Raw genomic sequence first — 26,207 nt, 5'->3', positions numbered from 1 at the left:
TTAGCTCTTTTAGTCCGGCGGCGGGGACGCCGTCACCGGACCGCTCGACCGCCGACGCGAGGTCGGATCGGCTCACTGCGCGCCGAACGCCCGCTCGAAGGCGGGGACGTTGATCTCGGTCATCTGTTCGAGGTAGCCGTACCCGGCGTCGTTCCACTCCCGCGTCGTCCCCCCGGCGGGCGTGACGGGGACTGCTTCGGTGGCGTCGCTGTTCTCGACGATCGACTCGGCGAGCCTGGGCGACTGGAAGCGGTCGTACAGCACGACGTCGATCCCCTCCGTGTCGACGAGGTCGATCGTGCCGGCGATCTCCGACTGCGTCGGCTCGTTCTGCGGCGAGACGCCGACCGGCGAGTGGAGCCGGAACCCGTAGCGCGCCTCCAAGTACTGGAAGGAGTTGTGGCCCGCCAACACCGCCACGTCGCGCGCGGCCTCGTCGGCGATCGCCTCGAACGCGTCGTCGACCGCGGCGAGCTCTTCCGCGTACGCCTCGGCGTTCGCGGCGTACGCGTCGGCGTTCTCCGGGTCCGCCTCGCCCAGCCCCGCGGCGATTGTCTCGACCATCTCGGCCGCGAGGACCGGGTCGACCCAGACGTGCGGGTCGTACCGCGTCTCGCTCTCGCCGTCGTGGTCACCGCCTTCCCCGTCGTGGTCGCCGCCTTCCCCGCCGTGACTGTGGTCCCAGTCGAGGAGGTCGTCCTCCAGTCCGTCGAGCACGTCGACCACGGCGACGGAGTCGTAGTCGGCCTCCAGCGTCGCGGCGAGGTCCTGCGCCCACGCGAACTCCGGGCTGTCGAGGTAGACGAACGCGTCCGTCGCGGCCACGTCGGCGGCGAGCGTCCCGTCCGGCGTCCACCCGTGGCCGAGCTGCCCCACGTCGACGGGGTCCTCGAAGCTCGCGCGCTCGCCCGCGACCTCGTTTGCCCAGTCTTTGAGGGTGAAGAAGGCGGCGTAGCCCGAGTCGAACCCCTCGGAGCCGCCGGTGCCCCCGCCCGAGCATCCCGCCAGCGACGCCGCCGCCCCCGCGGCCGCGAGGCCCGCGCCGCGCCGCAGCACCGACCGCCGTGAGTGAGTCATACCGATCCGTACCGTGGATTAATAGAAAAAGGTTATTATTTCACAAAGTAGAATTAATAACTCACCCGCCGAGCACACGCTCGCTTAACAACACGCCGCGGGCTCTGCGGATCGGAGGCGCCGCTCGTCACTCGGTGAGGTCGACGACGGTCGCGTCCGCGAGCTCGGCGAGCGTCTCGGGGGCGACCGCGAACACCGCGCTCGGCGTCCCGGCCGCGCCGTACACCGTGTCGTACCCGGTGAGCGTCGGATCGAAGGCGGTCGGGAGCGCGGCGTCGTGACCGATCGGCGGGACGCCCCCGATGCTCCAGCCGACGACCTCGCGGATCCGCTCCGGGTCGCCCATCTCGGCTGCGTCGGCGCCGAAGTGCTCGGCGACCGCGTCCAGGTCCAGCCGGTTCGCGCCGCTCGTGATCGCCGCGACGAGCGCTCCGTCCCGGTCGCCGCCCGAGAGCGAGACGACGATGGTCGACGCGATGGCGCCGGTCTCGCAGCCGACGGCGTCGGCGGCTGCCGCCGCGGTCTCCGTGCCACCGTCGAACTCCAGCACGTCGACGTCGACGCCGTACCGTTCCTCCGCCAGCTCCTCGAACTCCGCCGCGCGTGGATGCATGCGATCCGAGCCGCGGCCCGCCGGCATCAACCTCCCGGAGGCGGTGAAACTGCGGCCGCGATTCGGATAGGGCCGGGTCCGTATCGGCGTCAGCGGGTCCGGGGCTCGTCTGTATGCGTCAGCGGGTCCGGAGCTCGTCTTTGTCCTTGATCACGCGGGCGTCGCCCTCTCCCGAGGTGACCTCGTTGACGAGGTCGTAGAGGTCGTTCTGGAGCCCGGCGGGGAATGTGAGCACGCCGACCCACGAGCCGTCGTTCTGCCACTCCTCGCGCTCTAAGTCCCCGAACTCGCGGATCTGCGCCTGCCCGGACCCCGCGTAGTCGGCCGGGAGCTGAACCGCCATCGTCACCTCCTCGAACCGGATCGGGATCACGGGGCGGAGCGCGTCGAGCGCGTCGTCGACCTGGTTTTCCACCGGCTCCATCGGGTCGATCTGGAACCCGGCCTCCTCCAAGGCGCGCTCGATCCGCTCGGGCGGGTGCGGCGAGTCGTCCATCTGCGGGTTCACGGCGTTGCGCGTGATGGTGGTCACCAGCTGGTTGTGCTTCCGCTCTTGCATCTCCGCGCGCTGCTCGGCGGTGATCTGTATCTCCCCGCGATCGACGACCTCCGGGATGATTTCGAGCGCGTCCGTGGTGCCGAAGACGGTCTCTAAGTCCTCTTCGGCGGGGCGGTCCCCCCGCGAGGCGTTCTCGAAGACGTCCTCGGCGGCGATGACCTCCTCGAGGTCCCCCTCGAACTCCCCGCGCTTGATCGCGAGCGCGGCGTCGGGGTCGATCAGGACCTCGAAGCGCTCCCCGTGTGACTCCAGTCGGGCCGTCACGGCCTCGTCGAGCGATATCATACCGGACGCTACCACCCCCGCGGGCAAAAAGCCTCCCGCCGCCGGTCGTCGCGTCGAGTCGCCGCGTTCGGCCGTCCGGTTCCTCGCTCCCGGCGACTACCCGCCTGCCGCCGGTCGCTCGTCGTCCCAGTCCGCGCGGCACGGCTCCGAACAGAAGTGCCGGTGGACGACGTCGTCGCCGTCGACCCACGTGACCGTTCGATGTCCGGTCCCCAGCGCCGGCTCGCCGCACGTCGCGCAGCTCGGCGCGGACTCCTCGTCGACGTCCTCCTCGAGCTCCGAGGTCGGATCCACCATACCTCCCCGTACGCCCGGGGACACTTGAACCCGCGAAGCCCGGCAGTTCTGGCCACGGCGGTCGCCGCCGACTCGGGGCCCCCTCGCCCGGCGTCGCCCGCGCGCTATCGCCGCGTCCGCGCGTCTCGGTCGGTCGCCTTCAGCGACGGGTGTTTGACGGTTATCTCCCGGTCCGCGCTCGGGCCGACGACGGTCCGTTCGCGGCCGTCGGGCCAGCGCACGTCCGCGCGCAGCGGGTCCGCGCCCCCGAGCCCGAAGTGCGCGACCGGCTCCGTCTGACAGAGGCAGCCGCCGCCCGCGTCGATCGTCCGCCGCTGGACGCCGTCCGCGGTCTCCAAGGTGACGACGGCGCCGCGCGCCGGCGCGCCGTGTCGCGTCGTCGGGCGCACGCGGAGCCAGCCGGCGTCGGGGGCGTCGGGGTCGCCGTACGCCGTCACCGGCTGCGCGGCGACCTCGCCGTGGACGACGAGGAGCTCCAGCGCGCCGTCGCCGTCGAGGTCGGCCGCCACCGCGCCGGTGCCGAACCCGTCCGGCTCAGCCGCCGCGCCGAGGTCCGCGGACTCCCACGTCGGCGGCTTCCCGGGGCGATCCACGCGCTCGAACAGCCGGTTCTCCGCACCGCAGACGTTGAAGAACAGTTCCTCGCGCCCGTCGTTGTCGAAGTCGGCGGCGACGACCGTCCGGACCGCGCCGACGTCGCGCAGCGGGTCGGGGGCGACGTCGTCGTAGCCGCCGTCCGGCGAGCAGCGGAGGAGGCGGCTCGGCGCCGACTCGTTGCCGACCGCGAGCGCGAACGTCCCGCCCTCGTCGACGACCGCGGCGCCGCGCGTGTCGCCGCCGGGGTCGGAGAGGTCGGGCCCGCCGTCGGTCCGCGCGTAGTGGCCGTCGCGGTTGCTGAACAGCCGGTTCGGTCCCCCTTCGACGCCCGCGAACAGGTCGCCCTCGCGGGAGCGGTACGGGACCGCGAGCAGCGACCGGCAACCCCCGTCGACCTCCAGGCCGACCGCCTCGGCCATGTCCGTGACTTCGCCGTCGTCGCCGAGCTCGTAGAACGCGAGCGGGGCGGCGTAGCCCGAGACGGCGACGCCGTAGCGACCGGTCCCCAGCCGGTCGAGCGCGGCGACCGACCGGCCGGCGCGGACGTCGATGCGGTCGGCGTTCACCTCGCGGGCGAACACGTCGGTCCAGCGGTACCGGTCCGCTTCCAGTCGGCTCAAGAGGAGGTCGGGGTCGCCGCCGTCGACGCCGCGCGCGCAGTTGTGGACGTACACCTCCTCGCAGCCGTCGGCGTCGAGGTCGGCCGCGCACACCCCCATCCCGTGGCGCGTCCCGTCGGCGACGATGCCGCAGGCGGTGTCCGAGAAGCGGCCGTCATTCCGGGCGTACAGCCGGTTCGGCTCGCCGTAGCCGGCGGCGAAGACGAGCGGCCCGTCGCGGCCGGGCGTCACCGCGACGCCGTACCCCCGCATCGGGCGCGCGTCGTCGACGAGCGCGGACCGCTCCGTGAACATGGCCGCCCGTCACCGCTCCGAGAATATGAACGCACGGGTTGGATACGGCGACGTCCGACCGGGACGAAAGTGACGACCGAGCTAGAGGTTCCGTTCGATGTACCGGTTCACCCGGGAGACCCGGTCCGCGTCGAACGTCCAGAGGCCGCGCCAGACGCGGGGCTCCGCCTCGACAGCGAGGAGCCCGACGCCCCCCTCGATACCGCGGACGAGGTCGCTTTCCGGGTCGCTCTCGGCCGGGTGCGGCCCCTCCGGGGGACGATACACGACGAACCAGCTGTCGGTGAAGTCCGGGTCCTCGCCGGCGTGGATCACCGCGTCGAGGTCTTCCGGGAGGTCGTCCGGGACCCCGTAGAGGTGCGTGTCGACGCCGGTGTCGGCGATGCGCTCGTAGACGGCCCGCGTACCGACCTCGTCGTCGATGCGCGAGAGCCGCTGGAACGACGAGCGGAGCGTGCCGTCGCCGGCGGTCCACGCCGCCCGCTCGATGAACCGAGAGATGGTGATGAGGAGGAGCTTCTGGCGGTTGGACTCCGGATACCCGCGGAGCGTGAACGTCGCGTCGTTGAGGCCGCTTATCACCGACGGGAGGTCCACGTCGTCCAGCGACCGGCTCCCCGTGGTGTACAGGTCGGAGTTGACGAACAGTACCGCGTCGCCCAGTTCGCTGAGCGTCGAGCCGGCGACGACCTCCCCGTCTTCCATCAGCAGGACGAGATTCTCGATGTCGTCCGGAGTGCCGCCGTCGAAGGGGATGTCGTCGCGCCGGCGGAGCACCTCCACGTCGAGCGAGGGGACGGCCTCGTCGTCCCCGTCGACACCGGCGTAGCCGGTCAGATCCTCGGCCGTCAGGCCGACCTTCCGGCTCGCGTCGACGGGTCCGGCCCCGTCGGTCACGCGGCCGTCGCCCGCGCCGTCGGTTACGCGGCCGTCGCCCGCGCCGTCGGTCACGCGGCCGTCGCCCGCGCCGTCGGTCACGCGGCCGTCGACCACTCGCATTACGTCGTCGCCGAAGGTGTCCACGAGCATGTTCAAGACGGGGTCCGGGTCGGTTCGGTTGACGACGACCACGGAGCGCTCGGGTCCGTCGAAGCGATCGAGAAACTGTTCGAGAGTCACGTAATCCGTACTGAACGGGTTCGACGCATAAGGATTCCCGCGCAGTTATCGCGTCTGAGAACGCGTCCACCAGCCGACGGGGGCGCGGCGGCCGCCCGCCCGAACCGCTCGGTCTCGCCTACGCGCCCAGCGTGTCCTCCAGCAGCTGGAGGGGATGTTCGATCTCGTAGCCGGTGCCGTGTTCCATCTGCATCGCGCAGGTCGGACACTCCGTCATGCCCACCTCGCCCTCGGCGTCCTCCATGTGTTCGAACATCTCTTCGCCGATCTCCATCGACTTCTCGTACTTCTCCTCCTTCCAGCCGTACGTGCCGGAGATGCCGGAACAGGAGTCGCCCACGTCCTCCATCCGGACGCCGTCGACGTCGCGGAACGTCTCGACCGCCTGCCGGGAGAGCCCCTGGTTACGGGCGTGACACGGCGCGTGGTACGCGAACGCGCGCTCGTCGTCGAGCCCGCCGGCGGCGTCGAGTTCGCCCTCCAAGTCCTCGTGGATCCGGAGGTACTCCAGCGCCTCGAAGGTGTGCTCGGCGAGGTCCTCGATCCCGTGGAGGTCGAACAGCTCGGGGTACTCCTGCCGGAGTGACATCGAACAGGAGGTGCAGGAGGCGATCACGTCGGCGCCCTCGCCGATGGCCTCGACGAGGTTCTCGACGTTCGTCTCCGCGTGACGTCGGGCGTCCTTCAGCATCCCGTTCGCGAACATCGGCGTGCCCGAGCACTTCTGTGGCGGCACCATCACCTCGTAGCCGAAGTGCTCGTAGACGCGCACCATCGCCTTGCCGACCTCGGGGGTGTTGTAGTTGGAGTAGCAGCCGTGGAAGTACGCCACGCGCTTGTCGGGGTTCTCCACCTGCGCGCCGCCGCGCGCCTTCCACCACTCGCGGAACGTCTCCGTCGCGAACTCGGGGAAGTCGCGCTCCTTGGGGATACCCATCACCTTCTCCATCGCCCACCGCGCGGGCCCGAAGTTCATCGCGAACGACGCCGTCCGCGGGAACATGCTCGCGAGGCTCGCCGACGTGCGGTAGTTGGCTAAGATCCGGTTGCGAATGTACTCGACCGAGAGCTTCTCCATCTGCCGCTCGACGAACTGCCCGCGCGCCTCGTTGTGCATCTGCGAGAGCGGCACCGAGGAGGGGCAGGCGTCGTCACAGCGCATGCAGTTCGAACAGGAGGTGATCGACTCGTCGATGTCGTGGTCGTCCTTCCGCTTGAGCCGCCACTGTTCCGGGCCCTGGAACTTCGGTCCCGGGAACTCGTCGTCGACCTCCGCCACCGGACAGGAGGTGTCGCAGCTCGTGCACTTGTAACAGGAGTCGGCCCCCTCGCGGAGGTCGAGGTCGCCGCCGGGGAACACGTCCACGGGGTCGTAGGCGTCGGGGTCGAGTTCGGTCGAGTCGGTCCCGCCGGTCGCGCTCTCCGCCCCGCCCGAGGCGCTCTCGACGCCGCCGTCGGTGGCCGCGCGGTCCGCGTCGCGGTCGGCGTCGCCGGCGCTTGCCGCCTCGGCGTCGGGTACCTCCCCCTCGTCCGGGACGAAGATGGACGGCTGCTCGTCGCGGCCGGCCTCGGGGACGCCGGGAGTCGGCTCACCGCAGCCGCAGTCCCCGCAGCCGCCGCCCCCGCTTCCCTGGTCGCGCCCGCCGCTCCGTTCGTTCGCCCCGTTCGCGTCCCCCGCGTCGCCGTCGTCCTCGGTGTGTCGTGTCATTGGTTCGCCTCCGTCGCCGCCTGCCGTCCGGCCACGATGCCGGTCGCGAGCGACACCCCGCTCGCGGACTTCTCCCGCGCCGCGTCCGCGCCGCCGACGACCCCGCCGGCCGCGAACACGTTCTCGTACTGTACCGCTCCGTCGGCGTCAGTCGGCCGACAGCGCTCGTCGGGACGGACGCCGAACCGCGCGTACGGCTGGTCGCCGAACGCGTCGTCGACGAACCACTCGTACCGGTCGTCCGGCTGGTCGACGTACAGGTCGAAGACGGGTTCGCGGACGCCCTCGCGGTCCGAGTCGAGGCCTTTCCCGACGAGGCCGCCGGTCGCCAGCACGAACGCGTCGGCGCCGTACGGCGCCGTCCGCCCCTTCCGGTCGACCGCGACCGCCTCCACCCGCCCGTCGCTCGCGGAGTCGACGCCGACCACGGGATTCCCGGTCTCGAACCGGACGCCCTCGGCGTCGAGCGCGTCGAACAGCCGGTCCTCCAGGCGGAGGCCCGGGAGGCTCGGCGGCCCCATCGGGATCTCGAAGACGTCGGCGCCGAGCCGGTCGGCGAGCTCCGCGCGGACCTCGTCGCCCCGGTCGTCGCCGAGGAACGCCGGGAAGCCGACGCGCTCGACGCGGTCGACGCCCCCGTCCTCGTCGACGACGTCGTGGAGGTGCGGCGAGACCGCCTTCGCGAGCGCCTCGCGGGCCGGGACGCCGTCGATCGCCTCGTCGTGGTCGAGCGCCTTCGCGAGCCGGGTTATCTTCGCGTCGGCGCGGAACGCCTCGGCGAACTCCACCTCGGCGCCGGCGACGTCGAACGGGACGCCCGCCGCCTCCACCCGTCCGGCGAAGGCGCGCGCGTCGTACTCCGTGAGCGACCGGAACCCGACGACGAGCATCGGTCGGTCGTCGCTCGCGAGTCCGGCCTCCGCGGCGGCGGGGTACCGCGCCGTCGGCTTCACCGCGCCGCCGAAGGTGGGCACCAAGGCGTTGCGGTCGGTGTGGCCGCCGCGGTACGCGTCGCCGGCGAGGTCGTCGAACAGGTCCAGCCCGTCGCGGAGCGCGTCGCCGCCCACGATCCGGTACGGGTGCGACTCGGGGAGCCGGTCGATCCCCTCGAACGGGTCCGCGAGCGGCCCCTCCGGGTCGGGCCACTCGTCGGGGTCGAGCTCGCGCCCCGCGGTCGGCGGCCCGTCGCGCAGGGGCTTCGCCGGCTCCGTCGCGGGGACGTACCCGAGCGCGTCGATCAGCCCGGAGGCCTGCCGCAGCGTGCTCGCCTTGTGGGAGACGAGCCGCACGTCCGCGCCCTCGCGGGCCGCCGACACCGCCGCCGTGACCGCGGCGAGGCCGCCGCCGACCACGAGGACGTCGCTGGTTATCGCCATCAGCGACCCCCGTCTGCGGCCGCGTCGTCGTTTGCGCGGCCGCCGTCGGTGGCCGCAGTTCCGGCCGATCCGGCCCCGTCGGCGTCGGCCGCACCATCGTCGGCGCCCGCGTCGAACGCGCCGAAGTCGACTTCCTCGTCGAGGGTCGCGGGGTCGCCGTCGCGGTTCATCGTCGTCGCGTGGAGCATGTGGTTCAGCATCGCCTGCGAGAGCTGCTCGCCCCACAGCGCGTGGCGCTGGCCCTTCCAGCGCTCCTGATACAGCTCGTCTTCGGCGTCGCGGACGACGGGCTCGGGGTACTCCTCGGCGAGCTCCGCGGCGATCCGGTGCGTGCAGAAGCCGCCCTGGCAGTTCCCCATCGAGGCGCGGGTCCGGAGGCGGACCGCGTTGAGGTCGGAGCCGGCCTCGCCGATCGCGTCTTGGAGCTCCGCGCGCGTCACGCTCTCGCAGTTACAGACGATCGGGTTCGGGTCGTACTCGTCGAGCACGTCGTCGGCCCGCGAGCCGAGCCGCTGGCCCGAGCGCCGCGCGACCGGCGAGCGGAGGCCGAACTCGTCCATCAGCTCCTCCATGCGCGCCTCGCTCTCCGAGCCCGGTAGCGGCGCGTCGGCGGTGTCGCAGGTCGCCTCGTAGTCGAGCGTCTCGCAGACGTGGTCGGAGATGGACTCGGCCATCATCCGGTAGGTGGTGAGCTTTCCGCCGACGATTGTCGTCATCCCGGGGAGGTCGTCGCGGTCGCCGTGGTCGAGCAGGAAGTAGTCGCGCGTGATGTCCGTCGGGTCCTCCGTGCCCGTTCCCGGGGGCTCGTACAGCGGGCGGACGCCCCAGAAGGAGCGGAGCGTCCGGGCGTCTTCGAGCGCGGGCACGAGCTCCGAGAGCGTCTCGATCATCAGGTCGACCTCCCAGTCCTCCTCGGGGTAGTCCTCGGGGTCGTCGACCTCCTCGTCGGTCGTGCCGAGGATGCAGGCGGTCTCGTGGGGGACGATGATGTCAGCGTCGCCCTTCGGTCGACACCGGTTGATCACGGTGTCGACCTGCCGGGTGTTCATCACCGTCATCACGCCCTTCGAGGGGCGGACCTCCACGTCGACGCCGGCCATCTCGCCGACGTTGCCCGCCCACGCGCCGGTCGCGTTGACCACGTGGCGCGCGCGGATCTCCTCGGTCGTCCCGGGCTCGTGATGGACGCGCTTCCCGGGGCCGGTCTCGTGTTCGATCTCGACGCCGACGACCTCGCCGTCCTCGACGAGCACGTCGGTCACCGGGGCGTGCGTCTCGACCCGTGCGCCGTGTTCCCGGGCGTCGGCCGCGTTGGAGACGCAGAGTCGGAACGGGTCGACCGCGCCGTCCGGCAGGGCGATCGCCTTCTCGACGTCGCGCGCGAGGTAGGGCTCGCGGCGGCGGGCCTCCTCGCCGTCGAGCACCTCGACGGGGATGTCGCACGCCCGACACCCCTCCAGCTTCTCCTGGAAGTACTCCTCGGAGTCCTCCGGGCGCTTGACGAACAGCCCGCCGGTCTCCTCGACGCAGTGCGACGCGATGTCGCGGAGGACCATGTTCTCCTCGATGCACTCCTTCGCGCTCTTCTGGTCCGAGACCGCGTAGCGGCCCCCGCTGTGGAGGAGGCCGTGCATCCGTCCGGTCGTGCCGTGCGTCAGGTTCCCCTTCTCGACGAGGACCGTATCGAGCCCGCGCCGCGCCAGGTCTCTGACGACGCCGCACCCCGTCGACCCCCCACCGACGACGACGACGTCCACTTGTCTGTCCATGCGGGGCCCTTGGACCACGACCACTTTACTTTACCTCCCGAGGCGCCCTACGCATAACTATCAGGGTCATTCAAGTAGTGTAATCGACGCCGCTGTCGATGTATTTATATACTACACTTTTTCACTCTCGCCGAAGTCCGGATTTCAACAGGAAGATTATTATGGTAGTACATTATGTTCACGACCGGCGTGGTAGCTTCCGTGAAGATATGTCGCGACGGCGTTGATACGCCTCGCGGCCGCTTCGGGCCGGCTCCGGACGGGCCTGACCGAGCGGACGCGCGACGCGACGGCGAACGCGGCGCCGGGTTCGCCCTCGACGACGAGGGCGGCCAGGTCACCGCCGCGCACGGACCAGCGCCACAGGAGGGATCCACAACATGACACAGTACGTCGGTGCGATAGACCAGGGGACGACCGGCACCCGATTCATGGTGTTCGACCACGCGGGGCAGGTCGTCGCGAACGCCTACGAACAGCACGAACAGATCTACCCGAACCCGGGCTGGGTCGAACACGACCCGATGGAGATCTGGGAGAACACCCAGCAGGTCGTCCTCGACGGCCTCGCGGACGCGGGGCTCGACGCCGACCAGCTCGAAGCGATCGGCATCACCAACCAGCGCGAGACGACGATCGTCTGGGACAAAGACTCCGGCCGACCGGTCCACAACGCGCTCGTGTGGCAGGACCGGCGGACGACCGACCGCGTCGAGGAGCTTCAGGAGGCGGACAAGGTCGAGGAGATCCGGGAGAAGACCGGTCTCGAGGCCGACGCGTACTTCTCCGCGACGAAGACGGAGTGGATCCTCGACAACGCCGAGCCGCTCAAGATGCAGAGCTCCCGCGGCGGCGACCTGCGCGACCGGGCCCGCGCCGGCGAGCTCGTGATGGGCACCATCGACTCGTGGCTCATCTACAACCTGACGGGCAACCACATCACTGACGTCACCAACGCCTCCCGGACGATGCTGTACAACATCCGGGATCTGGAGTGGGACGACGAGCTCCTTGAGGAGTTCAACGTACCGAAGGAGATGGTGCCCGAGGTACGCCCCTCCTCCGACGAGGACTACTACGGACACACGGACCCCGACGGGTTCCTCGGCGAGGAGGTCCCCGTCGCCGGCGCGCTCGGCGACCAGCAGGCCGCGCTGTTCGGCCAGACCTGCTTCGACGAGGGCGACGCGAAGAACACCTACGGCACCGGCTCGTTCTACCTGATGAACACGGGGACCGACGCCGTCGAGTCCGACCACGGGCTGCTGACGACGATCGGGTTCCAGATGTCCGGCGAGCCCGTCCAGTACGCCCTGGAGGGGTCCATCTTCATCACCGGCGCCGCGATCGAGTGGCTCGAGGACGTCGACCTGATCAACAACGCGGCCCAGACCGCGGAGCTGGCGCGCTCGGTCGACTCGACCGACGGCGTCTACATGGTCCCGGCGTTCACCGGGCTCGGCGCCCCGCACTGGGACGGCCGCGCCCGCGGCACCATCGTCGGGATGACGCGCGGGACGAGCAAGGAGCACATCGTCCGGGCGACGCTCGAGTCGATCGCCTACCAGACCCGCGACATCGCCGAGGCCATGGAGGCCGACTCCGGCGTGGAGACGACGAGCCTCCGCGTCGACGGCGGCGCGGTGAAGAACAACTTCCTCTGTCAGCTCCAGTCCGACATCATCCAGACCGAGATCGCGCGACCGGAGGTCGACGAGACGACCGCGCTCGGCTCGGCGTACGCCGCCGGGCTCGCGGTCGGCTACTGGGACACCGTCGACGAGCTGCGCGACAACTGGCAGGTCGACCGCGATTTCACGCCCGAGAAGTCCCAGGGCGAGGTCGACAAGCTGTACAGCCGCTGGGACGACGCGGTCGAGCGCTCGAAGGACTGGGCGATCGACGAGGAGGACGAGTAGATGAGCGGACTCCTGCTCCAGGTCCCGGTCATCGGGATGGAGGTCGAGCAGTTCCTGCTGCTGTTCATCACCGCGCTGGCGGGCGGGGCGTTCGGCGCCGCGCTCGGCGCGCTGCCGTCGTTCATCTTCACCGGGTTTGTCGTCTTCCTCGGTGAGGGGATCGGCATCCTCCAGCGACAGATCGGCGCGGTCGAGGGCATCCCCGCGGGCGAGCTCGCGGCGGGCATCACCGGCGTCATCGGCTTCGGGGCGATCACCGGGCCGCACATCGCGTTCGCGGGCGGCGTGGCCGCCTCGGCGTACGCCGGCAAGAAGTATCCCGATATGAACCCCGCGGACGGCGGGTACCACTTCGGGAAAGACATCACGTACGCGTTCGGGACGAAGCCCGACATCCTCGCCGTGGGAGCGATCTTCGGCGTCGTCGGGATGCTGTTCACCCGGATCGCCAACGGCGTCTTTATCAACGTGCTGGAGATGACGCCCCCGACGGACTTCATCGCCGTGTCGGTGTTCGCGACCGCGTTCCTCGCGCGCCCCGTCTTCGGCTACCCGATCGTCGGGAAGCCAGCCGGGAAGGGACTGTTCGACATGTCCCCGTTCGAGCGCGGCGACATGCACCCGCAGGCCGACGGCGGCCCCGAGGAACACGCCGGCCGCCCGGCGACCGAGCCGTGGCTCCCCCACCAGTACAAGTGGGCGGGGGTCACGACGATCGGGCTCGTCGGCGGCATCCTCGGCGGGTACATCTGGCTCCAGACGGGGAGCATCTTCCTCGGCTACGGCATCTCGGCGATGAGCCTGCTGTTCCTCAACCTCGGCGTCGAGAAGATCCCGGTAACGCACCACATCACGCTGCTCGGCGCGGTCGGCGCGGTCGTCATCGACCCCGTCGCCGGGGGCGTCGTCGCGCTGCTGGCCGCCGGCGTCTTCGGCGCGCTGAGCGGCCTCCTCGGCGAGGTCACCCAGCGGATGTTCTACTCGCACTCCGGGACCCACGTGGACCCGCCGGCGATGGCGATCGCGATCATGATGCTCCTCGTGGGCATTCTCGCCATCCTCGGCGTCCTGCCGAACGCCGGGTACCTCTGAGCCCGCTCGCGGGGGCCGACGCCGCGTCGGCCCCCTCGTAGCGGGCGGGGACCGCTCCGCGAGCGAAGCACCCTCCAACCAAGTCGCCGGACACCAATGAGACCAGCCTGGACACGCGAACGCCGACGCACTCGGTTCGAGAGCGACGGCCGTCGCCCGGCCGGCGTCGCCGCCGCCCGGGGGGCCCTCGCCGACGCCCGTCCCGACCGCGACCGGCCCCGCGCCGACTCCGCTTCGTGCCAGTTTTGTTCGCCTACCTCGGAGGGTCGGCCGTGAACATCGACGACCGGATCGAGCGACGGCTCGGCTACGACGCCGGCATGAGCGTCCTCGCCGACTTCGAGGCCGTCTCCCCGGTCCGACACGTCGACTCGCCGGTCGGCCGCGGGCCGGCGATAGAGCGGCTCCTCGACGTGTTCGAGCCCGCCTTCTCCGGCTCGCTCCCGCCGAGCGTCTACGTGTACGGGCCGAAGGGGAGCGGCAAGTCGGCGGTCGTCTCCGCGCTGTTCGACCGGCTCGCGAGCCACAGCGGGCCGCGCCGCGCGATCCAGACGACGACGCGGGCGGTCGAGCCGACGATCCCCGGGTTCGTCTACGTCGACGCGCGGAACGCGTCGACCCGCTTCCGACTGTACCACGCGATGCTGACCGCGATGAGCGACGAGCCCGTCCCGGACCACGGGATCGGGACCGAGGAGCTGGCCGACTCGCTGCGCGACGCGATGCGCACGGGTCCCGACCTCGTCGTCGCGGTCGACCACACGAACGAGACCGAGACGCCGACGGCGGCGACGCTGATCGACTGGCTGAACGACGTGGGCGAGCGGGTCACGCCGGCCTGTCTCGGCCGCGACCCGCCGGACGCGATCGACTGGGAGCCGGAGACCACCGTCGAGTTCGCGAAGTACCGCCGGCACGTGCTCGTCGAGCTGCTGACGAGCCGGTGTTCGACCGGGCTCGGCCGCGACGCGCTCTCCCACGACCAGATCCGCGAGATCGTCGAGTGGGCCGCGGGCGACGCCCACGACGCGCTCGCCGCCGTGATGGGCGCGGCGGCCAACGCGGAGCGGGCGGGCGCGTCGACGGTCCGCTCCGGCGACGTCGACGCCGGCATCGACGGCGTCCCTCGCCCCTGCGTGGCGCTGGGGCGGGTGCTGGCGCTCCCCGAGAGCCGCCAGCGGCTCCTCTACGAGCTCGCCGGGCTCTCCGAGGACGAGCGGTCGACGGTCGGCGTGGCGACTGAGGCCATCGCCGCCCGCCCCGGCGTCGATCTCTCGGCGTCGACGGTGCGGCGCGTCCTCTACGAGCTGGCCGACGCCGGCCTGCTCGAACGCGTCACCGTCACCCGAAGCGACGGCAAGGGTCGCCCCCCGAGCCGGCTCGTGCCGCTGTTCCCGACGGTCGTCTTCCGCGAGCTGTTCGACCGACGCGTCCGGACGGGATAGCGGCCAAAGGGGGGACCCAACCGGATCAACAAAGCGATACGGTTTTTTAAGATGTAAGTGACAGCGGCAATTGTTTATAAATGGACGCGGTGGCGTGTGCCTCCGAGCGCCCAGCGGGCGCGAGGAGCACGCGCGAGGGAGTCGCGAACGCCCGCAGGGCGTGAGCGACGAGGCTGGGGAGGNGCGCGAGGAGCACGCGCGAGGGAGTCGCGAACGCCCGCAGGGCGTGAGCGACGAGGCTGGGGAGGCGTGAGGTGCGGTTGCTGTGCGGGGCGGGACTCAAAGGGGCAGCCGTGAGGGCCGCGCAGGCGACGTTAGCACCGCAGGGAGCGAGCAGCGCGAGCGACCGAGGAGCGCAACGAGTGTGCGCGGCCCTCACGGCTGGGGCTTTGGCAGTGTTCGTCGCAGACCCCAAATCAACTATTTATAAGCGAGCGGCTGGGGCTTTGGCGGTGTTCGCCGCCGATCCGCCAGCAACTATTTATAAGTAAGAGACCGGAACGGTAGCGACGTTCGTCGCGACGTCGCAGACGACTTATAAATAACCGCCCGGTCGCTCCGCTCCCTCGACGTGCCAGAGCCGATCGAACGGAAGACAGTTGTCGCCGAGTCGCCGACCCGGAGGTATGGTTCCGCCCCTCGCGCTCGACATCGACGGCACGCTGACGACGCCGGACCACCGGATCGATCCGCGAGTCTTCGAACTGCTGCCCGCGTGGGACGCGCCGGTCGTGTTCGCCACCGGGAAGGCGTTCCCGTACCCGGTGGCGCTCGCGCACTTCCTCGGGCGCGAGGAGACGGTGATCGCGGAGAACGGCGGCGTCGCGTACGCGGACGGCGAGACGACGGTGGTCGGCGACCCGGACGCAGCTTGGGCCGTCGTCGAGGCGTTCCGCGAGCGCGGCGGGGAGATCGGGTGGGGCGACGGCGACACGGTGAACCGCTGGCGCGAGACGGAGGTCGCGGTCTCGCCCGACGCCGACGAGGCGCTCCTGCGCGAGGTCGCCGCGGCCGTCGACGACGTGGAGGTCGTCGACACCGGCTACGCCTACCACGTCAAGTCGACGGGCGTGAGCAAGGGACGCGCGCTCGGCGTCGTCGCCGACGCGCTCGACATTGACCCCGCCGCGTTCGTCGCGGTCGGCGACAGCGAGAACGACGTCTCGACGTTCGACGTCGCCGGCGAGTCGTACGCGGTCGCCAACGCGGACGCCGCCGCCCGCGAGGCGGCCGACGAGGTGGTCGACGAGGGGTTCATGGACGGGACGGTCTCGGTGCTCGAACGGCTGCGCGAGCGCGCCGAGTAGTCCGTATCCGACGGCGGAGCGCGTCCGCTCTGCTCAGCTCGTCCCGGCGACTCCGGGGACGCGTACGGATCATCAGTTCGATTCGGGGGCATCGCCCTCGGGGTCGGTCTCCGCTCACGCGTCCGTCACGGCCGCGAGTTCGCGGAGCGAGTCGATTTCGTGGGTGGGCGCGACGGAGAGGGTCGTGTCCCGGCAATGTGGCCGTCGGACGAACGCCGAGTCCAACCCGGCCCGGTGGGCCGCTCTCACGTCGCTCTCGCTGTCGCCGACGTAGAGCGCCGACTCGGCGCCGAGCTCCGCGAGCGCCCGGTCGAGATAGTGCGTGTTCGGCTTCTTCAGGTCCAGGCTCTCGACACTCTTCTCTCGGCCGTGATAGGTGTCGAACGCGTGCCGCAGGCCGAAGAAGTCCAACACGAACGCGACCGTGCTGTGGTGGTTGTTGCTCACGACGCCGCGGGGTCGATCGAGGTTCGTGACGCTCTGAACGTCGTCGAAGAGCGCCCGTGACCCCGACTCGAACTTCTCGAACTGAGACCGCTCGTCGAGCCGCTCTCGGGCTCGCCAGAACGCCTCCACGTCCACGTCGTAGACCGCGCACATCTCACGCAGTCTCTCGACGGTCGTCCCGCGTACGACGTCGTCGACGTGCGCTTGGTCCGGGTCTCGGACGCCTACCGCTTCGAACGCTTCCCGCGTCGCTTCGACCGCCGTCTCGTGGGCCGGCGGCTCGACCAAGACGCCGTCGTTGTCGAAGAGAACCGCGTCGTATCCGGTCACGCCTCCGTGTTTCCCGAAATTCGGATTAGTCGTTTCGGTGTTTCGGTTCGACCGGCCACGCGGCGACCGCGTCGAGAGGGCGGCGTCGTCGGCCAGCGACCGCTGCGATCACTCCTCTCCGTACGGGTACCGCGCCGTCGCCCCGCACTCCAGACACCGAACGACCACGCGCCCGGGTCGCGCCCGGACGCGGCTCGTCTTCCCGGGCCGAAGGTAGACGGCGCAGTCGTCGCAGGCGCGCCTGGAGAGCTCGGAGGGAACGCCGCAGCGGTTGCGCTCGGCGATCCGGCGGGCGCGGGCGACGTACCCGCGGGCGCGGTCGTACTCGTCGTCGACGACCGCCTCGCGGGCGAGGACGAACAGCCGCTCGATCCGCTCCGCCGGGATGCCCATGTCACGGAGGGGGGCGCGCGGCGGCAAAGAGGTTGTTATCCGGGTCGCTCGCGGCGGCCGGTTCCGGCCGCCCTCGACGCGCCGTTCTCTCCGGACCGGCCGCGACCCGCACGCTTTTTTATCGGTCCAACCCAACCGAGCGGTATGAAGGAATCCCTGATGGACGTGATCTGCTGTCCGCTCGACAAGGCGACCCTCGAACTCGACGTCGACGACGCGGACGACGGGGAGGTCCTCGCCGGGACGCTCACCTGCACGGAGTGCGGCGAGACGTACCCCATCGAGGACGGGATCCCGAACCTCCTGCCGCCGGACATGCGCGAAGAGGCCGCGGCTTAGGGCACCGGATCGGGCGTACCGCGGCGTAGGACCCTCCAACGCGGACGGGCCGCGACGGCGGCGACGCCCTCTCCCGAAACCCCTCGGTCGTGTGAATCTTTTTTTAGTACGGGGTCGTGGTCTCATCCGTGCCGACACTCGACGTCGAACTGAACGGGGAGACGGTCCACGACATCGACGCCCCGGACTCGTTCGTCACCGACGGACCGTTTCCGGTCGTGCTCGAGAACAGCGGTCGCTCGACGCACGTCCACCTCCACTTCGACGACGACCTCGACCGGGTGACCGCGGTCGACGAGGTCAACCACTACGTCGCCGACGAGGCCACCCGCCACGTCCACGTCTCGACGGCCGACGTCGACGAACCGGTCCGCGGCAAACTGAAGATCGTCACCGGCTACGGGTCGAACACGACGTACGTCGACGTGCGGGTCGACCCCTCGCCCGAGACCCCGGACCGGTCGGTCGCCGTCGACGAGGAGCTCTCCGCGCCCCCGGAGCGCACGCCGGAGCCGCCGGCCCGACAGCGCGCGGTGAACGCGCTCGACCGCCTGGTACAGCGCGGCGGGGTCGCGGGCGCGGTCTTCGGGCTGGTCGCGGTCGGCGTCGCGGTCGGCGTCGCGATGGCCGTCGACAGCGCCGTCGTCTGGCTCGCGGTGGGGATCGCGCTGATGGTCGCGTTCGGCGCGGCGCTGCTCTCGGTGACGTGAGGGACGGACCGCTCTCCTTCCGACTCGGCCGGCTCGACTCCGCCGGCTCGCTCCCGTCGTCTCGCTCCGGATCCGCGCGCTTTTAAGCGTCCCACCGGAACGAGACGCCATGAGCTTCGAGAAGGAAGACGAGGTCGTGCTCCACGACAAACACAGCGAGTACGACGGCGAGACGGGGACGATCACGCAGGTGATGGAGACGATGTTCGGCGACGCGACGTACACGGTCAGCTTCGAGGACGGCCAGGAGACGGGCGTCCCGGAGGACGCGCTCGACGCCGTCGAGAGCGAGGAGTAACGCCGCCCCCACCCGTACCGCATGCCGAAAGTCCCCTTCCACTACGTCGACCTCCGCGCGTTCTCGTACGCCACGGAGGACGTGAAACGCGTCGAGCAGGCGCTGTACTCACTGTTGCCCGAGGACGTCGAGCTCGAACGCGTCGAGAACGTGGGCCATCACGGGGACCGGATCGTCGTCCTCTCGGCGCGCGTCGAGCGCGCCGACGAGATGCGACACGTGCTCGACCGGCTCGCGGAGCTGGAGGACCTCGACCGGGTCCTCGACGAGCTCGACGAGCGCGTCGACGACAACTGCGCGCTGTTCCTCCGCCTCGACAAGCAGGCGGCGTTCCGCGACGAGGTCCGGCTCGGTCCCGGGATCACCGTCCGCACGAAGGTCGAGGCGTACCCGGCGAAAAAGGAGAAGGCCGTCGCGAACGCCCGCGAGACGCTCTCGCGGCTGGCGGACGAGGACTGAGCCCGACCGAGGCCGGTCGAGGTCACGGCCCACGGTCAACGCCGGTCGATGTCGCGGCCGACGGCCGCGCGCCCGCCCCGCACCCACGGCGTGACTTTTTCACCCGGCCAGTCGATGTCCAGCTATGAGCGATCCGTTCGTGGTCGTCGGGGCCGACGCGGCTGGGTTGAGCGCGGCCAGCAAGTTCCGGCGCGAGGCGCCCGACCGCGAGGTCGTCGTCTTCGAGAAGGGCCGCTGGATCTCGTACGCCTACTGCGGGATGCCCTACTTCATCGCCGGCTACGTCGACCGCATGTCGGACCTCCTCTCGCTGTCGCCGAGCGACGTCGACGAGCGGGGGATCGACCTCCGACGCGGGTCCGAAGTCGTCGCCGTCGACCCCGACGCGAAGCGCGTCACCGTCGAGACGGCCGACGGCGACCGGTTCGAGCAGGCGTACGACGACCTGCTCGTCGCCACCGGCGCCCGCGCGACCACCGGCCCCTTCGACGTCCGCGGCGTCGACGGCGCGTTCACGCTGCACAACATGGACGCGGCCGCCGCCATCGACGCGTACGTCGCCGAGCCGGACGCCTACGACCCCGAACGCGCCGACGTGAGCGCGGTCGACCGCGAGCGCGTGGACCGCAACGCGGCGATGCCGGCCCCCGAGACCGCCGCGGTCGTCGGCGGCGGCTACGTCGGCGTCGAGGTCGCCGAGGCGCTCTCGGAGCGCGGACTGGACGTCCACGTGTTCCACCGCTCCGGCCACCTCCTCTCGCCGTTCGGTGAGACCGTCGGGAACCGCGTCGAAGAGGCGCTCGAAGCCGAGGGTGTCGCGGTTCACACGGACGCACCGGTCGAGGCGCTCGTCGGAGACGACCGGATCGCGGCGATCGAGGTCGCGGGCGAAGGCGACGGAGCGTCCACCGACCGCGTCCCCGTCGACATGGCGGTCGTCGGCGTCGGGATCCGACCGAACACCGATCTCCTCGACGGCACCGGCGTCGACCTCGGGACGGGCGACGCGATCCGCGTCGACGACCGCGGGCGCACCAGCCTGCCGGACGTGTACGCCGCGGGCGACTGCGCCACCGCGCGCCACGCGGTGACCGGCGAGCCCGACTGGGTCCCGCTCGGCCTCACCGCGAACCGCGCCGGGCGGGCCATCGGCGCGACGGTCGCGGGCGACCCGACGCCCGTCGGCGACATCGCGGGCACCGCGGCCGTGAAGGCGTTCGACGCCGAGGCCGCCCGCGTCGGGATTCTGGACCGAGAGAAGGCGGAGGAAGCCGGCTTCGACCCGGTGAGCGAGACGGTGACCGCGGGGTCGCGCTCGGGCTACTACCCCGGCGCGGCCGAGACGGACGTGACGCTCGTCGCCGACCGCGACACGGGGCGCCTCCTCGGCGGGAGCATCGTCGGCACCGACCGCGCGGCGATACGGATCGACACGCTCGCGACCGCGATCGAGGCGGACATGACGGTCCCCGAAATCGAGCGGCTGGACCTCGCGTACGCGCCGCCGTTCAGCCCGGTGTGGGACCCGATACTCGTCGCCGCGAAGGTGCTGAACGGGACGCTGGAGGACTGAGGTGGTTCGGGTCCCGGCGGGGCGCTACCGCGAGGCCGCGATCCGGGAGAAGAGGAAGCCGACGACCGCCGACGCGGCGCCGACCGCGACCGCGACCGCGCCGGCGAGGGCGAGCGGAGCGGTGAACGCGGTCGCGGCCGGACCGCCGACCGCGAAGGGCGACACGTAGGGCTCCGGTCCGACCGCCCGAAGCAGCGTCCCCGCGAACGGTCCGTAGGCGAGCAGTATCGCGGGGAACGCGCCGCCACCGGTCGCGGCGAACGCGACCGCACCGAGCGCCGTCACCGCGGCGAGTGACCCCGTGGTCGTCGCGCTTCCGACGCCGACTGCGGCGGTCGCGTCGAACGCGACGTACGCCAGCGCGAAGCCGACCGCGCTCCACACCGTCGCCCGTTCGAAGCCGGATTCACCGAGGGCGATCCGTCGGAGCGTCGCGCGGCGGGACTCGGCCGCGTCCCCCTCCCCCCCGTCGTCGCCAGTCATTCCGGTCGCGTCGCGCCCCGCCCCTCGCGGTCGGGGGTGAGGTTGCCGTGTTCGTCGATCTCGCCCGCGACGATCCGCGTCGAGGAGATGCGCTCGCCGTCCTCGGCGCTCACGTGGTCGACGACGACCAGGTCGAGCGGGTCGCGGCCGCGCTCGGCGCGGATCTCGTTGATCCGCTCGCCGCCGCCCTTCGTCTCGGGGGAGACGATCAGCGCGTCGAACTCCGGCTCGACCGCGATGCCGGTCGGCTCCGTCAGCTCGCGGATCTCGTACTCGCGCCCGTGCGCCTCGGCCCGCGGGGCCAACTCTTCTTCCAGGTCGCGCTCGCGCCGGTCGTAGGGGCGGACGTACCGCTCGACGTGTCGGGTCTCCGGCGCCAAGTCGTCGGAGGTGAGCCCGACGGTGACGTCACCCAGCTCGAACGCCCGTTCGAACAGCTTGCGGTGGCCGTCGTGAACGGGATCGAACGTACCCCCCAGCGCGACGTTCATGCGTCTCCGTTGCGCGGGTCGAACTTAAAACGTCCCGAACCGCGGTCGGACGAGTGGAAGTCGGTGCCGGTCGGCTCAGTTCGCCCGCTCGTCGTCGTCCGCGTCGTCGTCGTCCGCGTCGTCGTCGTCCGCGTCGTCGCCGTCGGCGTCCTCGCCGATTCCGTCTTCATCACCGTCAGGTGCCTCGTCGTCGCCGTCACCGTCCTCGCTGTCGACGGAGATCTGGACCGGCTCGGTGTCGCCGTCGGGAGACTCCCCGCCGAGCCGGCGGTCGAGGTTGAAGACGGCGTTCAGCTCCGCTTGGACGTCGCCGACGACGGTGCGGACCAGCTCGCTCGGCGCGATGGCCTCGTACTCGTAGGGGTTGTTGCCGGCGCCCTCCGCCTTCCGCTTGCCGCGCTCGACGGTGCCCTCGTCGTGGAGCTCCGCGAGCGCCTCGCGGACGGTGCTGGGGTACAGCCCCGTGCCGTCCGCGACCTCGTCGCTCGTGCTGTGGGGGTTGTCGCGGAGGTAGACGTAGATGCGCGCGCGGGTCTCGGTGTCGAGCAGCCACGCGAGCAGGTCGACGACGTTATCGTCGAACCCCTTGACGGCTCTGTCCGCGCCCTCGCCGAGCCGCTCTTTCGTCTTCCGGAGCTCCTCGCGGGTCCGGTCCGTCGGCGACTCCTCCGGGTCGTCTCCCGGATCGCTCGGTGAATCGTCCGTGGTCATGCCGGAAACTGGGGGCTACGCGGGCAAAAGCGTTTCTCGTCGCTTTTGTTCCGACGGAACTTCCGGAAGCGCCCCCGAGGCGTTCGATTCCGGGGTTAGGGGCTCACGAGGAGGTCCGTACGCAGCGCGTCGGCGCCCGACTCCTCGCGGATCCGGCGCTGCCGCGCGGCGCCGCTCTCGGCCTCGTACACCTCGCGGATGCCGTCGACGCCGAGTCGGTCGCACTCCGCCTCGACGATTTTGCCGAGCGCGGTCGTCCCCTCGCCGTCGCGGTCGACGAACGCGGCGTCGTGGCCGTGCCGGATCGCGCGCCACTTGTTCTCGTCGAGCAGCTCGCGGCGCAGCGACGCGGGCGACTCGCCGTCCTCGTACCGCTCGGCGTAGTCGACGACCAGCGCGCGGACGTACTCGGCGAGCGCCAAGGTCACTTCGGGGTCGCGCTGGGCGTCGGGCGCGCGCACCTCCACGGTGCCGTGGCCGGTGTGGGGGCGCACGTCGAACCACAGCTCGCCGCGATCCGCGATTGAGTCCGTCTCGACCATCCGGCGCTCGTACCGCTGGAAGGCGTCGAAGTCGTCGAACGCCGAGGGGACACCGGTGTTCGGGAGGTTCTCGAACACCTTCGCGCGGGCCGACGCGAGCCCGGTGTCGAACCCGTTCCAGAACGGCGAGTTCGCGGACAGCGCGAGCAGCACCGGACAGTGCCACCGGAGGCGGTTCGCGACCCAGACGGCCTTGTCCGCGTCGTCGACGCCGACGTGGACGTGGAGCCCCGCGGTCGTGTTCCGGTGTTGTGGATACTGGATCCGGTCCAACTGCGCTTGGTACCGCGGCTTCTGGACGTGGTCGAGCTCGCGCCACTTCGCCGCCGGGTGGAGGCCCGCGGCCGCGATCCGATACCCGTCCGCGGCGGCGTGGTCGACGAGCGCCTCGCGGACCGTCGCGAGCGCGTCCGCCGCGTTCGCCGGGTCGTCGATCGTCTCGGTCTGGGCCTCTATCGTACACTCGAACAGCTCGTGGTCGAACCCCTCCGGCACCGACGCTGGCGGGTCGCGGCCGTACACGAGGTCGTCGGTCCCGGACGTGGGGTAGCCGTCGGCATCGACGATGTAGAACTCCTCCTCGATGCCGAGCGTCCCCATCCGGGAGAACGCGTCCCGCGAACCGAGTTCCATTACGCCTCCGTTCCGCCCGCGCGGTCTTATATGGATTGGAACCCGAAACGCAGCGCCGGTGTCGCCTTCCGCCCGTTCGAGTCCCGGTCGGTTCGAGGATCGCTCGGACGGCCGTACGGGATTCACTGCGCGCATCGGGGCAGAACCGGGCATCTTGGGGAAACACCAGATACTCTCCGAATTATCCGGCTTTTTGATTACAAACGCCCTGAAACGGAGATTCTTTACACGCGGATTCACGAAACGCGGGTCGACACGTGACCTCACGATCGAACCGGTACCGCGACGGATTTTCGAGACCGCGCTCCGAGCGGGAGGGTCCGTCCGGATGTCGGCCCTCTCATCGCTCACCGGCGGACTCCCACCGCTCACCCCTGACCGCCTTCGCCCGCACAACACCGCTTTGAAACACTACTACCGATGAGCGCAACCCGATCGCAACGGCTCCAGAAGTCGTTCCTGAAGTATCAGCACATATTCGTCTTCGCGGCGCCTGCGGTGTTCGTGGCGCTCGTGCTGTTCGCCGCACCGACCGGCGGCAGCGGCGGGGTGGACTACTGGCTGGAGTACTGGTGGCTGTTCCCCTTCTTCCTGCTCGGGGCGACGACCGTCAACACGGTCGGAATCAGCGGCTCGGCGCTTTTCGTACCGTTTCTGATCTTCATCTTCCCGCTGCTGGCGGGGGAGACGCTCACGCCGGAGACGCTCGTGAAGGTGGGGCTGATCAGCGAGTCGTTCGGCCTCTCGGCCTCGTCGATCGCGTTCATCCAGTACGGGCTGGTCGACCGGCGGCTGGCGCTGACGATCGTCGCCGGGAGCGTCCCGTTCGTCATCGCCGGGGCGCTGCTGTCCTTCTTCATTCCGGAGCCATTGTTCCACGCGGCCCTCGGCGCGGCGCTGCTCGTCGCCGGCTACCTGATGCTCAACGCCGACATCGGTCACGGTGAGCCGGACGAGAGCGACGACGCCGTCGCGGCCGACGGCGGCGCGCCGGCGGAGCTCCCCGACGACGACGGGAAGCTCGGCCCCGCGGGCGTCGACGCGACGGAGGAGGGCGAAGTGACCCGGGTCGACCGCGAGGGCGACACGTACGAGTACTCCTGGTCCGGGTACCTCGAACGGTTCGCTAACTACAGCGTGGGCGGGACCTTTCAGGGGCTGGCCGGCTTCGGAAGCGGCGAGCTCGGGATCATCTCCCAGCTCCGGACCGGCGTCCCCACCCGAGTCGCCATCGGGACTAACCACATCATCGTCGCGACGACGGCGATCCTCGCCTCGCTCGTCCACGTCTTCGGCGGGGCGATCCTCGGCGCGTTCGGCGTCGGCGGGGTCCACTCGCTGAGCCTCGCCTCGACGCCCTGGAACATGGTCGTGTTCACGGTCCCCGCGACGGTCACCGGCGGGCAGATCGCTCCGTACGTCTCGAACGCGCTCGACACCGGAACCATCCAGAAGGGCGTCGCCGGTCTCTTCGCCGCCATCTCGGCCGCGCTGTTCCTGATGGCCGGCGGGGCCGGGATCTGATACGGCCAGCCACGAAACACCCACACATGTACGACAATCTGCTCTTACCGACCGACGGAAGCGACGGAACGGCAACGGTCGCCGCGCACATCGGCTCGCTCGCCCAGCGGTACGACGCGACGGTTCACGCGCTGTCGGTCGTCGACACGCGGAACCGATTCGAGGGCCCGAGCATGGGCTTCGGAAACCAGACCTGGGAAGACGCCGAGCGCGAACGCGCCGAGCGAGCCGTCGACGACGCCGTCGGTGCGCTCCCGGACGACGTCGCCATCGAGCGTCACGTCGAGTCGGGCGTGCCTCACGCCGAAATCCTCGACTACGCGGACGCCGCCGGCGTCGACGTCATCGTGATGGGAACTCACGGCAGGACGGGGATCGACCGCTACCTGATCGGTTCCATCGCGGAACGGGTCGTCCGGCAGTCTCCGGTCCCGGTGCTGACGGTTCGCATCCCTGCGGAGTGAGGGCCTCTCCGTCGCGGTCGCAACCGTCGACGGAACGCTGATACCTCGAACGCGAAAAGCGGACTCTATCGCACCGAACGCCGGTACGTCGAAAACGAGTCGGCGGCGCGCCGTCGCGCGCCGCTGCTCCGATATTCCCCGCATCGCCGTGCCCCCGTTCAGCCGAGGACGTACCGGAGCGCCGGGAACTTCTCGACGAGCGCCTGCCCGCCGACCTCGATGTTCTCGATGTAGGCGTCGAGCCCGAGGACGCGGCCCGCGCCGAACGCGGCGACCGTGAGGAACACGATCGCGTACACCAGCGTCGAGCCGAACAGCGACAGGAACTCACCGCTCCACCCGCCGAGGTAGAACAGCATCATCTGCGCGGCGCCGCCGAACGCGGCCAGGCGGACGAACGCGCCGGTGATGAGCGCGGCGCCGATGAGCAGCTGCGTCACGGGCACGAACACGTTGACGAACTCCATCAGCGCGGCGTTCGACGCCATCGCGGCGTACAGTCCGCTGACCGGGCTCGCGGGGTCGATGTTCGCGAGGTACCCGGCCGCGTCGAACGGCCACTCGGAGACCTTCCCGAGGCCCGCGAACAGGATCATCCCGCCGATGGTCGCCCGGAGCAGGACGATGAACAGCGCCGACAGCGAGTGCGCCTTCCCCAACAGCGTGACGCCGCCGATCTCTCCGCCGAACTCGTTTGTGGTTTTGGTGGACATAGTGTCTCTCCTCACTTACG

27 protein-coding genes are annotated in these 26,207 nt (G+C 70.6%); 11 read left to right on the top strand and 16 right to left on the bottom strand.

Going from position 1 to position 26,207, the window contains the following annotated elements:
* Positions 1-72 precede the first annotated feature (72 nt).
* From C470_RS03185 to glpA, 9 genes are all read right to left on the bottom strand, one after another.
* Complete coding sequence (locus C470_RS03185; protein WP_049908555.1) at positions 73-1,077, bottom strand: metal ABC transporter substrate-binding protein; 1,005 nt, start codon at positions 1,075-1,077, stop codon at positions 73-75.
* A gap of 127 nt (positions 1,078-1,204) precedes the next feature.
* The gene (locus C470_RS03180) at positions 1,205-1,690 is read right to left on the bottom strand and encodes a YbaK/EbsC family protein (protein ID WP_004596251.1); all 486 of its coding nucleotides are present in this window, start codon (positions 1,688-1,690) and stop codon (positions 1,205-1,207) included.
* 118 nt (positions 1,691-1,808) lie between these two features.
* The gene (locus C470_RS03175) at positions 1,809-2,534 is read right to left on the bottom strand and encodes a ribosome assembly factor SBDS (protein WP_004596249.1); all 726 of its coding nucleotides are present in this window, start codon (positions 2,532-2,534) and stop codon (positions 1,809-1,811) included.
* A gap of 96 nt (positions 2,535-2,630) precedes the next feature.
* Positions 2,631-2,831, bottom strand: a complete 201-nt coding sequence (locus C470_RS03170; RefSeq protein ID WP_007344466.1) for a DUF7576 family protein — start codon at positions 2,829-2,831, stop codon at positions 2,631-2,633.
* A 104-nt stretch (positions 2,832-2,935) separates the two neighbouring features.
* Complete coding sequence (locus C470_RS03165) at positions 2,936-4,342, bottom strand: CRTAC1 family protein (protein WP_004596245.1); 1,407 nt, start codon at positions 4,340-4,342, stop codon at positions 2,936-2,938.
* 81 nt (positions 4,343-4,423) lie between these two features.
* On the bottom strand, positions 4,424-5,461 hold the full coding sequence (locus tag C470_RS03160; protein WP_008365237.1) for a hypothetical protein: 1,038 nt from the start codon (positions 5,459-5,461) through the stop codon (positions 4,424-4,426).
* Between the two features lie 118 nt (positions 5,462-5,579).
* A complete protein-coding gene (locus C470_RS03155; RefSeq protein ID WP_008365235.1) occupies positions 5,580-7,169 on the bottom strand; it encodes an anaerobic glycerol-3-phosphate dehydrogenase subunit C in 1,590 nt (529 codons plus the stop codon).
* Positions 7,166-8,545 (bottom strand): glycerol-3-phosphate dehydrogenase subunit GlpB, encoded by a 1,380-nt coding sequence (gene glpB / locus C470_RS03150; RefSeq protein WP_008365234.1) that lies wholly within the window; start codon positions 8,543-8,545, stop codon positions 7,166-7,168. The genes C470_RS03155 and glpB overlap by 4 nt, the downstream gene beginning before the upstream one ends.
* A complete protein-coding gene (gene glpA / locus C470_RS03145; RefSeq protein ID WP_004596239.1) occupies positions 8,545-10,314 on the bottom strand; it encodes an anaerobic glycerol-3-phosphate dehydrogenase subunit GlpA in 1,770 nt (589 codons plus the stop codon). Before glpA ends, glpB begins: the two co-directional genes overlap by 1 nt.
* Positions 10,315-10,694: 380 nt before the next feature.
* Here glpA and glpK point away from each other — a divergent pair, with 380 nt between their 5' ends.
* From glpK to C470_RS03125, 4 genes are all read left to right on the top strand, one after another.
* Positions 10,695-12,233: a glycerol kinase GlpK gene (gene glpK, locus C470_RS03140; RefSeq protein WP_008365231.1), complete on the top strand. Its 1,539-nt coding sequence runs from the start codon at positions 10,695-10,697 to the stop codon at positions 12,231-12,233.
* Entirely contained in the window at positions 12,234-13,325 is a 1,092-nt protein-coding gene (locus C470_RS03135) for a hypothetical protein (RefSeq protein WP_004596236.1), read from the top strand. It begins immediately after the preceding gene.
* Positions 13,326-13,597: 272 nt separating this feature from the next.
* Entirely contained in the window at positions 13,598-14,770 is a 1,173-nt protein-coding gene (locus tag C470_RS03130; RefSeq protein ID WP_004596234.1) for a Cdc6/Cdc18 family protein, read from the top strand.
* Between the two features lie 626 nt (positions 14,771-15,396).
* A complete protein-coding gene (locus C470_RS03125; RefSeq protein ID WP_008365229.1) occupies positions 15,397-16,077 on the top strand; it encodes an HAD-IIB family hydrolase in 681 nt (226 codons plus the stop codon).
* A 114-nt stretch (positions 16,078-16,191) separates the two neighbouring features.
* On the opposite strand, the gene C470_RS03120 is transcribed toward C470_RS03125, so the two are convergent.
* Positions 16,192-16,854, bottom strand: coding sequence for an HAD family hydrolase (locus tag C470_RS03120; protein ID WP_008365228.1), 663 nt, complete (start codon positions 16,852-16,854; stop codon positions 16,192-16,194).
* A gap of 108 nt (positions 16,855-16,962) precedes the next feature.
* Positions 16,963-17,247 (bottom strand): ribonuclease P protein component 4, encoded by a 285-nt coding sequence (locus C470_RS03115; protein ID WP_004596228.1) that lies wholly within the window; start codon positions 17,245-17,247, stop codon positions 16,963-16,965.
* A gap of 144 nt (positions 17,248-17,391) precedes the next feature.
* Between C470_RS03115 and C470_RS03110 the strand changes: the two genes are divergently transcribed.
* The 5 genes from C470_RS03110 to C470_RS03090 all read left to right on the top strand — a co-directional run bounded on the left by C470_RS03110 (position 17,392) and on the right by C470_RS03090 (position 20,626).
* The gene (locus C470_RS03110) at positions 17,392-17,586 is read left to right on the top strand and encodes a methytransferase partner Trm112 (protein ID WP_193365826.1); all 195 of its coding nucleotides are present in this window, start codon (positions 17,392-17,394) and stop codon (positions 17,584-17,586) included.
* A 128-nt stretch (positions 17,587-17,714) separates the two neighbouring features.
* Complete coding sequence (locus tag C470_RS03105) at positions 17,715-18,296, top strand: DUF7524 family protein (protein WP_004596223.1); 582 nt, start codon at positions 17,715-17,717, stop codon at positions 18,294-18,296.
* A gap of 109 nt (positions 18,297-18,405) precedes the next feature.
* On the top strand, positions 18,406-18,594 hold the full coding sequence (locus C470_RS03100) for a hypothetical protein (RefSeq protein WP_004050211.1): 189 nt from the start codon (positions 18,406-18,408) through the stop codon (positions 18,592-18,594).
* A gap of 21 nt (positions 18,595-18,615) precedes the next feature.
* Positions 18,616-19,053 (top strand): RNA-binding protein, encoded by a 438-nt coding sequence (locus tag C470_RS03095; RefSeq protein WP_004596217.1) that lies wholly within the window; start codon positions 18,616-18,618, stop codon positions 19,051-19,053.
* Positions 19,054-19,177: 124 nt separating this feature from the next.
* Positions 19,178-20,626 (top strand): FAD-dependent oxidoreductase, encoded by a 1,449-nt coding sequence (locus tag C470_RS03090; RefSeq protein WP_008365223.1) that lies wholly within the window; start codon positions 19,178-19,180, stop codon positions 20,624-20,626.
* Positions 20,627-20,650: 24 nt separating this feature from the next.
* Here the strand turns inward: C470_RS03090 and C470_RS03085 are convergent, their stop codons facing one another.
* The 4 genes from C470_RS03085 to C470_RS03070 form a co-directional block, all read right to left on the bottom strand.
* Positions 20,651-21,109 (bottom strand): hypothetical protein, encoded by a 459-nt coding sequence (locus tag C470_RS03085; protein ID WP_008365221.1) that lies wholly within the window; start codon positions 21,107-21,109, stop codon positions 20,651-20,653.
* On the bottom strand, positions 21,106-21,600 hold the full coding sequence (locus C470_RS03080) for a phosphopantetheine adenylyltransferase (protein ID WP_004596212.1): 495 nt from the start codon (positions 21,598-21,600) through the stop codon (positions 21,106-21,108). Before C470_RS03080 ends, C470_RS03085 begins: the two co-directional genes overlap by 4 nt.
* A 75-nt stretch (positions 21,601-21,675) precedes the next feature.
* Positions 21,676-22,311: a winged helix-turn-helix domain-containing protein gene (locus tag C470_RS03075; protein ID WP_008365220.1), complete on the bottom strand. Its 636-nt coding sequence runs from the start codon at positions 22,309-22,311 to the stop codon at positions 21,676-21,678.
* Between the two features lie 95 nt (positions 22,312-22,406).
* A complete protein-coding gene (locus C470_RS03070; RefSeq protein ID WP_007344454.1) occupies positions 22,407-23,486 on the bottom strand; it encodes a glutamate--cysteine ligase in 1,080 nt (359 codons plus the stop codon).
* Between the two features lie 420 nt (positions 23,487-23,906).
* Here C470_RS03070 and C470_RS03065 point away from each other — a divergent pair, with 420 nt between their 5' ends.
* Positions 23,907-25,010 carry a sulfite exporter TauE/SafE family protein gene (locus C470_RS03065; protein WP_008365219.1) on the top strand — a complete coding sequence of 368 codons (1,104 nt, stop codon included), beginning with the start codon at positions 23,907-23,909 and terminating at the stop codon, positions 25,008-25,010.
* 26 nt (positions 25,011-25,036) lie between these two features.
* A complete protein-coding gene (locus tag C470_RS03060) occupies positions 25,037-25,474 on the top strand; it encodes a universal stress protein (protein ID WP_008365218.1) in 438 nt (145 codons plus the stop codon).
* Positions 25,475-25,632: 158 nt separating this feature from the next.
* Here C470_RS03060 and C470_RS03055 read toward each other — a convergent pair whose 3' ends face one another.
* Positions 25,633-26,187 carry a DoxX family protein gene (locus C470_RS03055; RefSeq protein ID WP_004596207.1) on the bottom strand — a complete coding sequence of 185 codons (555 nt, stop codon included), beginning with the start codon at positions 26,185-26,187 and terminating at the stop codon, positions 25,633-25,635.
* Positions 26,188-26,207 lie beyond the last annotated feature (20 nt).

The sequence above is a fragment of the Halorubrum distributum JCM 13561 genome (assembly GCF_000337395.1).
GTDB lineage: Archaea > Halobacteriota > Halobacteria > Halobacteriales > Haloferacaceae > Halorubrum > Halorubrum distributum.
Note: the sequence above shows the minus strand (reverse complement) of the source record. Positions and strands in the feature narration are given on the sequence as shown.

Excerpts from the sequence above, each read along its gene's own strand:
- C470_RS03155 (WP_008365235.1), bottom strand. The coding sequence starts at position 7,169 with ATGACACGACACACCGAGGACGACGGCGACGCGGGGGACGCGAACGGG.
- C470_RS03085 (WP_008365221.1), bottom strand. The coding sequence starts at position 21,109 with ATGACTGGCGACGACGGGGGGGAGGGGGACGCGGCCGAGTCCCGCCGC.
- glpK (WP_008365231.1), top strand. The coding sequence starts at position 10,695 with ATGACACAGTACGTCGGTGCGATAGACCAGGGGACGACCGGCACCCGA.
- C470_RS03180 (WP_004596251.1), bottom strand. The coding sequence starts at position 1,690 with ATGCATCCACGCGCGGCGGAGTTCGAGGAGCTGGCGGAGGAACGGTAC.
- C470_RS03075 (WP_008365220.1), bottom strand. The coding sequence starts at position 22,311 with ATGACCACGGACGATTCACCGAGCGATCCGGGAGACGACCCGGAGGAG.
- glpB (WP_008365234.1), bottom strand. The coding sequence starts at position 8,545 with ATGGCGATAACCAGCGACGTCCTCGTGGTCGGCGGCGGCCTCGCCGCG.
- C470_RS03080 (WP_004596212.1), bottom strand. The coding sequence starts at position 21,600 with ATGAACGTCGCGCTGGGGGGTACGTTCGATCCCGTTCACGACGGCCAC.
- glpA (WP_004596239.1), bottom strand. The coding sequence starts at position 10,314 with ATGGACAGACAAGTGGACGTCGTCGTCGTCGGTGGGGGGTCGACGGGG.
- C470_RS03065 (WP_008365219.1), top strand. The coding sequence starts at position 23,907 with ATGAGCGCAACCCGATCGCAACGGCTCCAGAAGTCGTTCCTGAAGTAT.
- C470_RS03060 (WP_008365218.1), top strand. The coding sequence starts at position 25,037 with ATGTACGACAATCTGCTCTTACCGACCGACGGAAGCGACGGAACGGCA.
- C470_RS03070 (WP_007344454.1), bottom strand. The coding sequence starts at position 23,486 with ATGGAACTCGGTTCGCGGGACGCGTTCTCCCGGATGGGGACGCTCGGC.
- C470_RS03175 (WP_004596249.1), bottom strand. The coding sequence starts at position 2,534 with ATGATATCGCTCGACGAGGCCGTGACGGCCCGACTGGAGTCACACGGG.
- C470_RS03115 (WP_004596228.1), bottom strand. The coding sequence starts at position 17,247 with ATGGGCATCCCGGCGGAGCGGATCGAGCGGCTGTTCGTCCTCGCCCGC.
- C470_RS03100 (WP_004050211.1), top strand. The coding sequence starts at position 18,406 with ATGAGCTTCGAGAAGGAAGACGAGGTCGTGCTCCACGACAAACACAGC.
- C470_RS03135 (WP_004596236.1), top strand. The coding sequence starts at position 12,234 with ATGAGCGGACTCCTGCTCCAGGTCCCGGTCATCGGGATGGAGGTCGAG.
- C470_RS03185 (WP_049908555.1), bottom strand. The coding sequence starts at position 1,077 with ATGACTCACTCACGGCGGTCGGTGCTGCGGCGCGGCGCGGGCCTCGCG.
- C470_RS03095 (WP_004596217.1), top strand. The coding sequence starts at position 18,616 with ATGCCGAAAGTCCCCTTCCACTACGTCGACCTCCGCGCGTTCTCGTAC.
- C470_RS03170 (WP_007344466.1), bottom strand. The coding sequence starts at position 2,831 with ATGGTGGATCCGACCTCGGAGCTCGAGGAGGACGTCGACGAGGAGTCC.
- C470_RS03110 (WP_193365826.1), top strand. The coding sequence starts at position 17,392 with ATGAAGGAATCCCTGATGGACGTGATCTGCTGTCCGCTCGACAAGGCG.
- C470_RS03165 (WP_004596245.1), bottom strand. The coding sequence starts at position 4,342 with ATGTTCACGGAGCGGTCCGCGCTCGTCGACGACGCGCGCCCGATGCGG.
- C470_RS03090 (WP_008365223.1), top strand. The coding sequence starts at position 19,178 with ATGAGCGATCCGTTCGTGGTCGTCGGGGCCGACGCGGCTGGGTTGAGC.
- C470_RS03125 (WP_008365229.1), top strand. The coding sequence starts at position 15,397 with ATGGTTCCGCCCCTCGCGCTCGACATCGACGGCACGCTGACGACGCCG.
- C470_RS03055 (WP_004596207.1), bottom strand. The coding sequence starts at position 26,187 with ATGTCCACCAAAACCACAAACGAGTTCGGCGGAGAGATCGGCGGCGTC.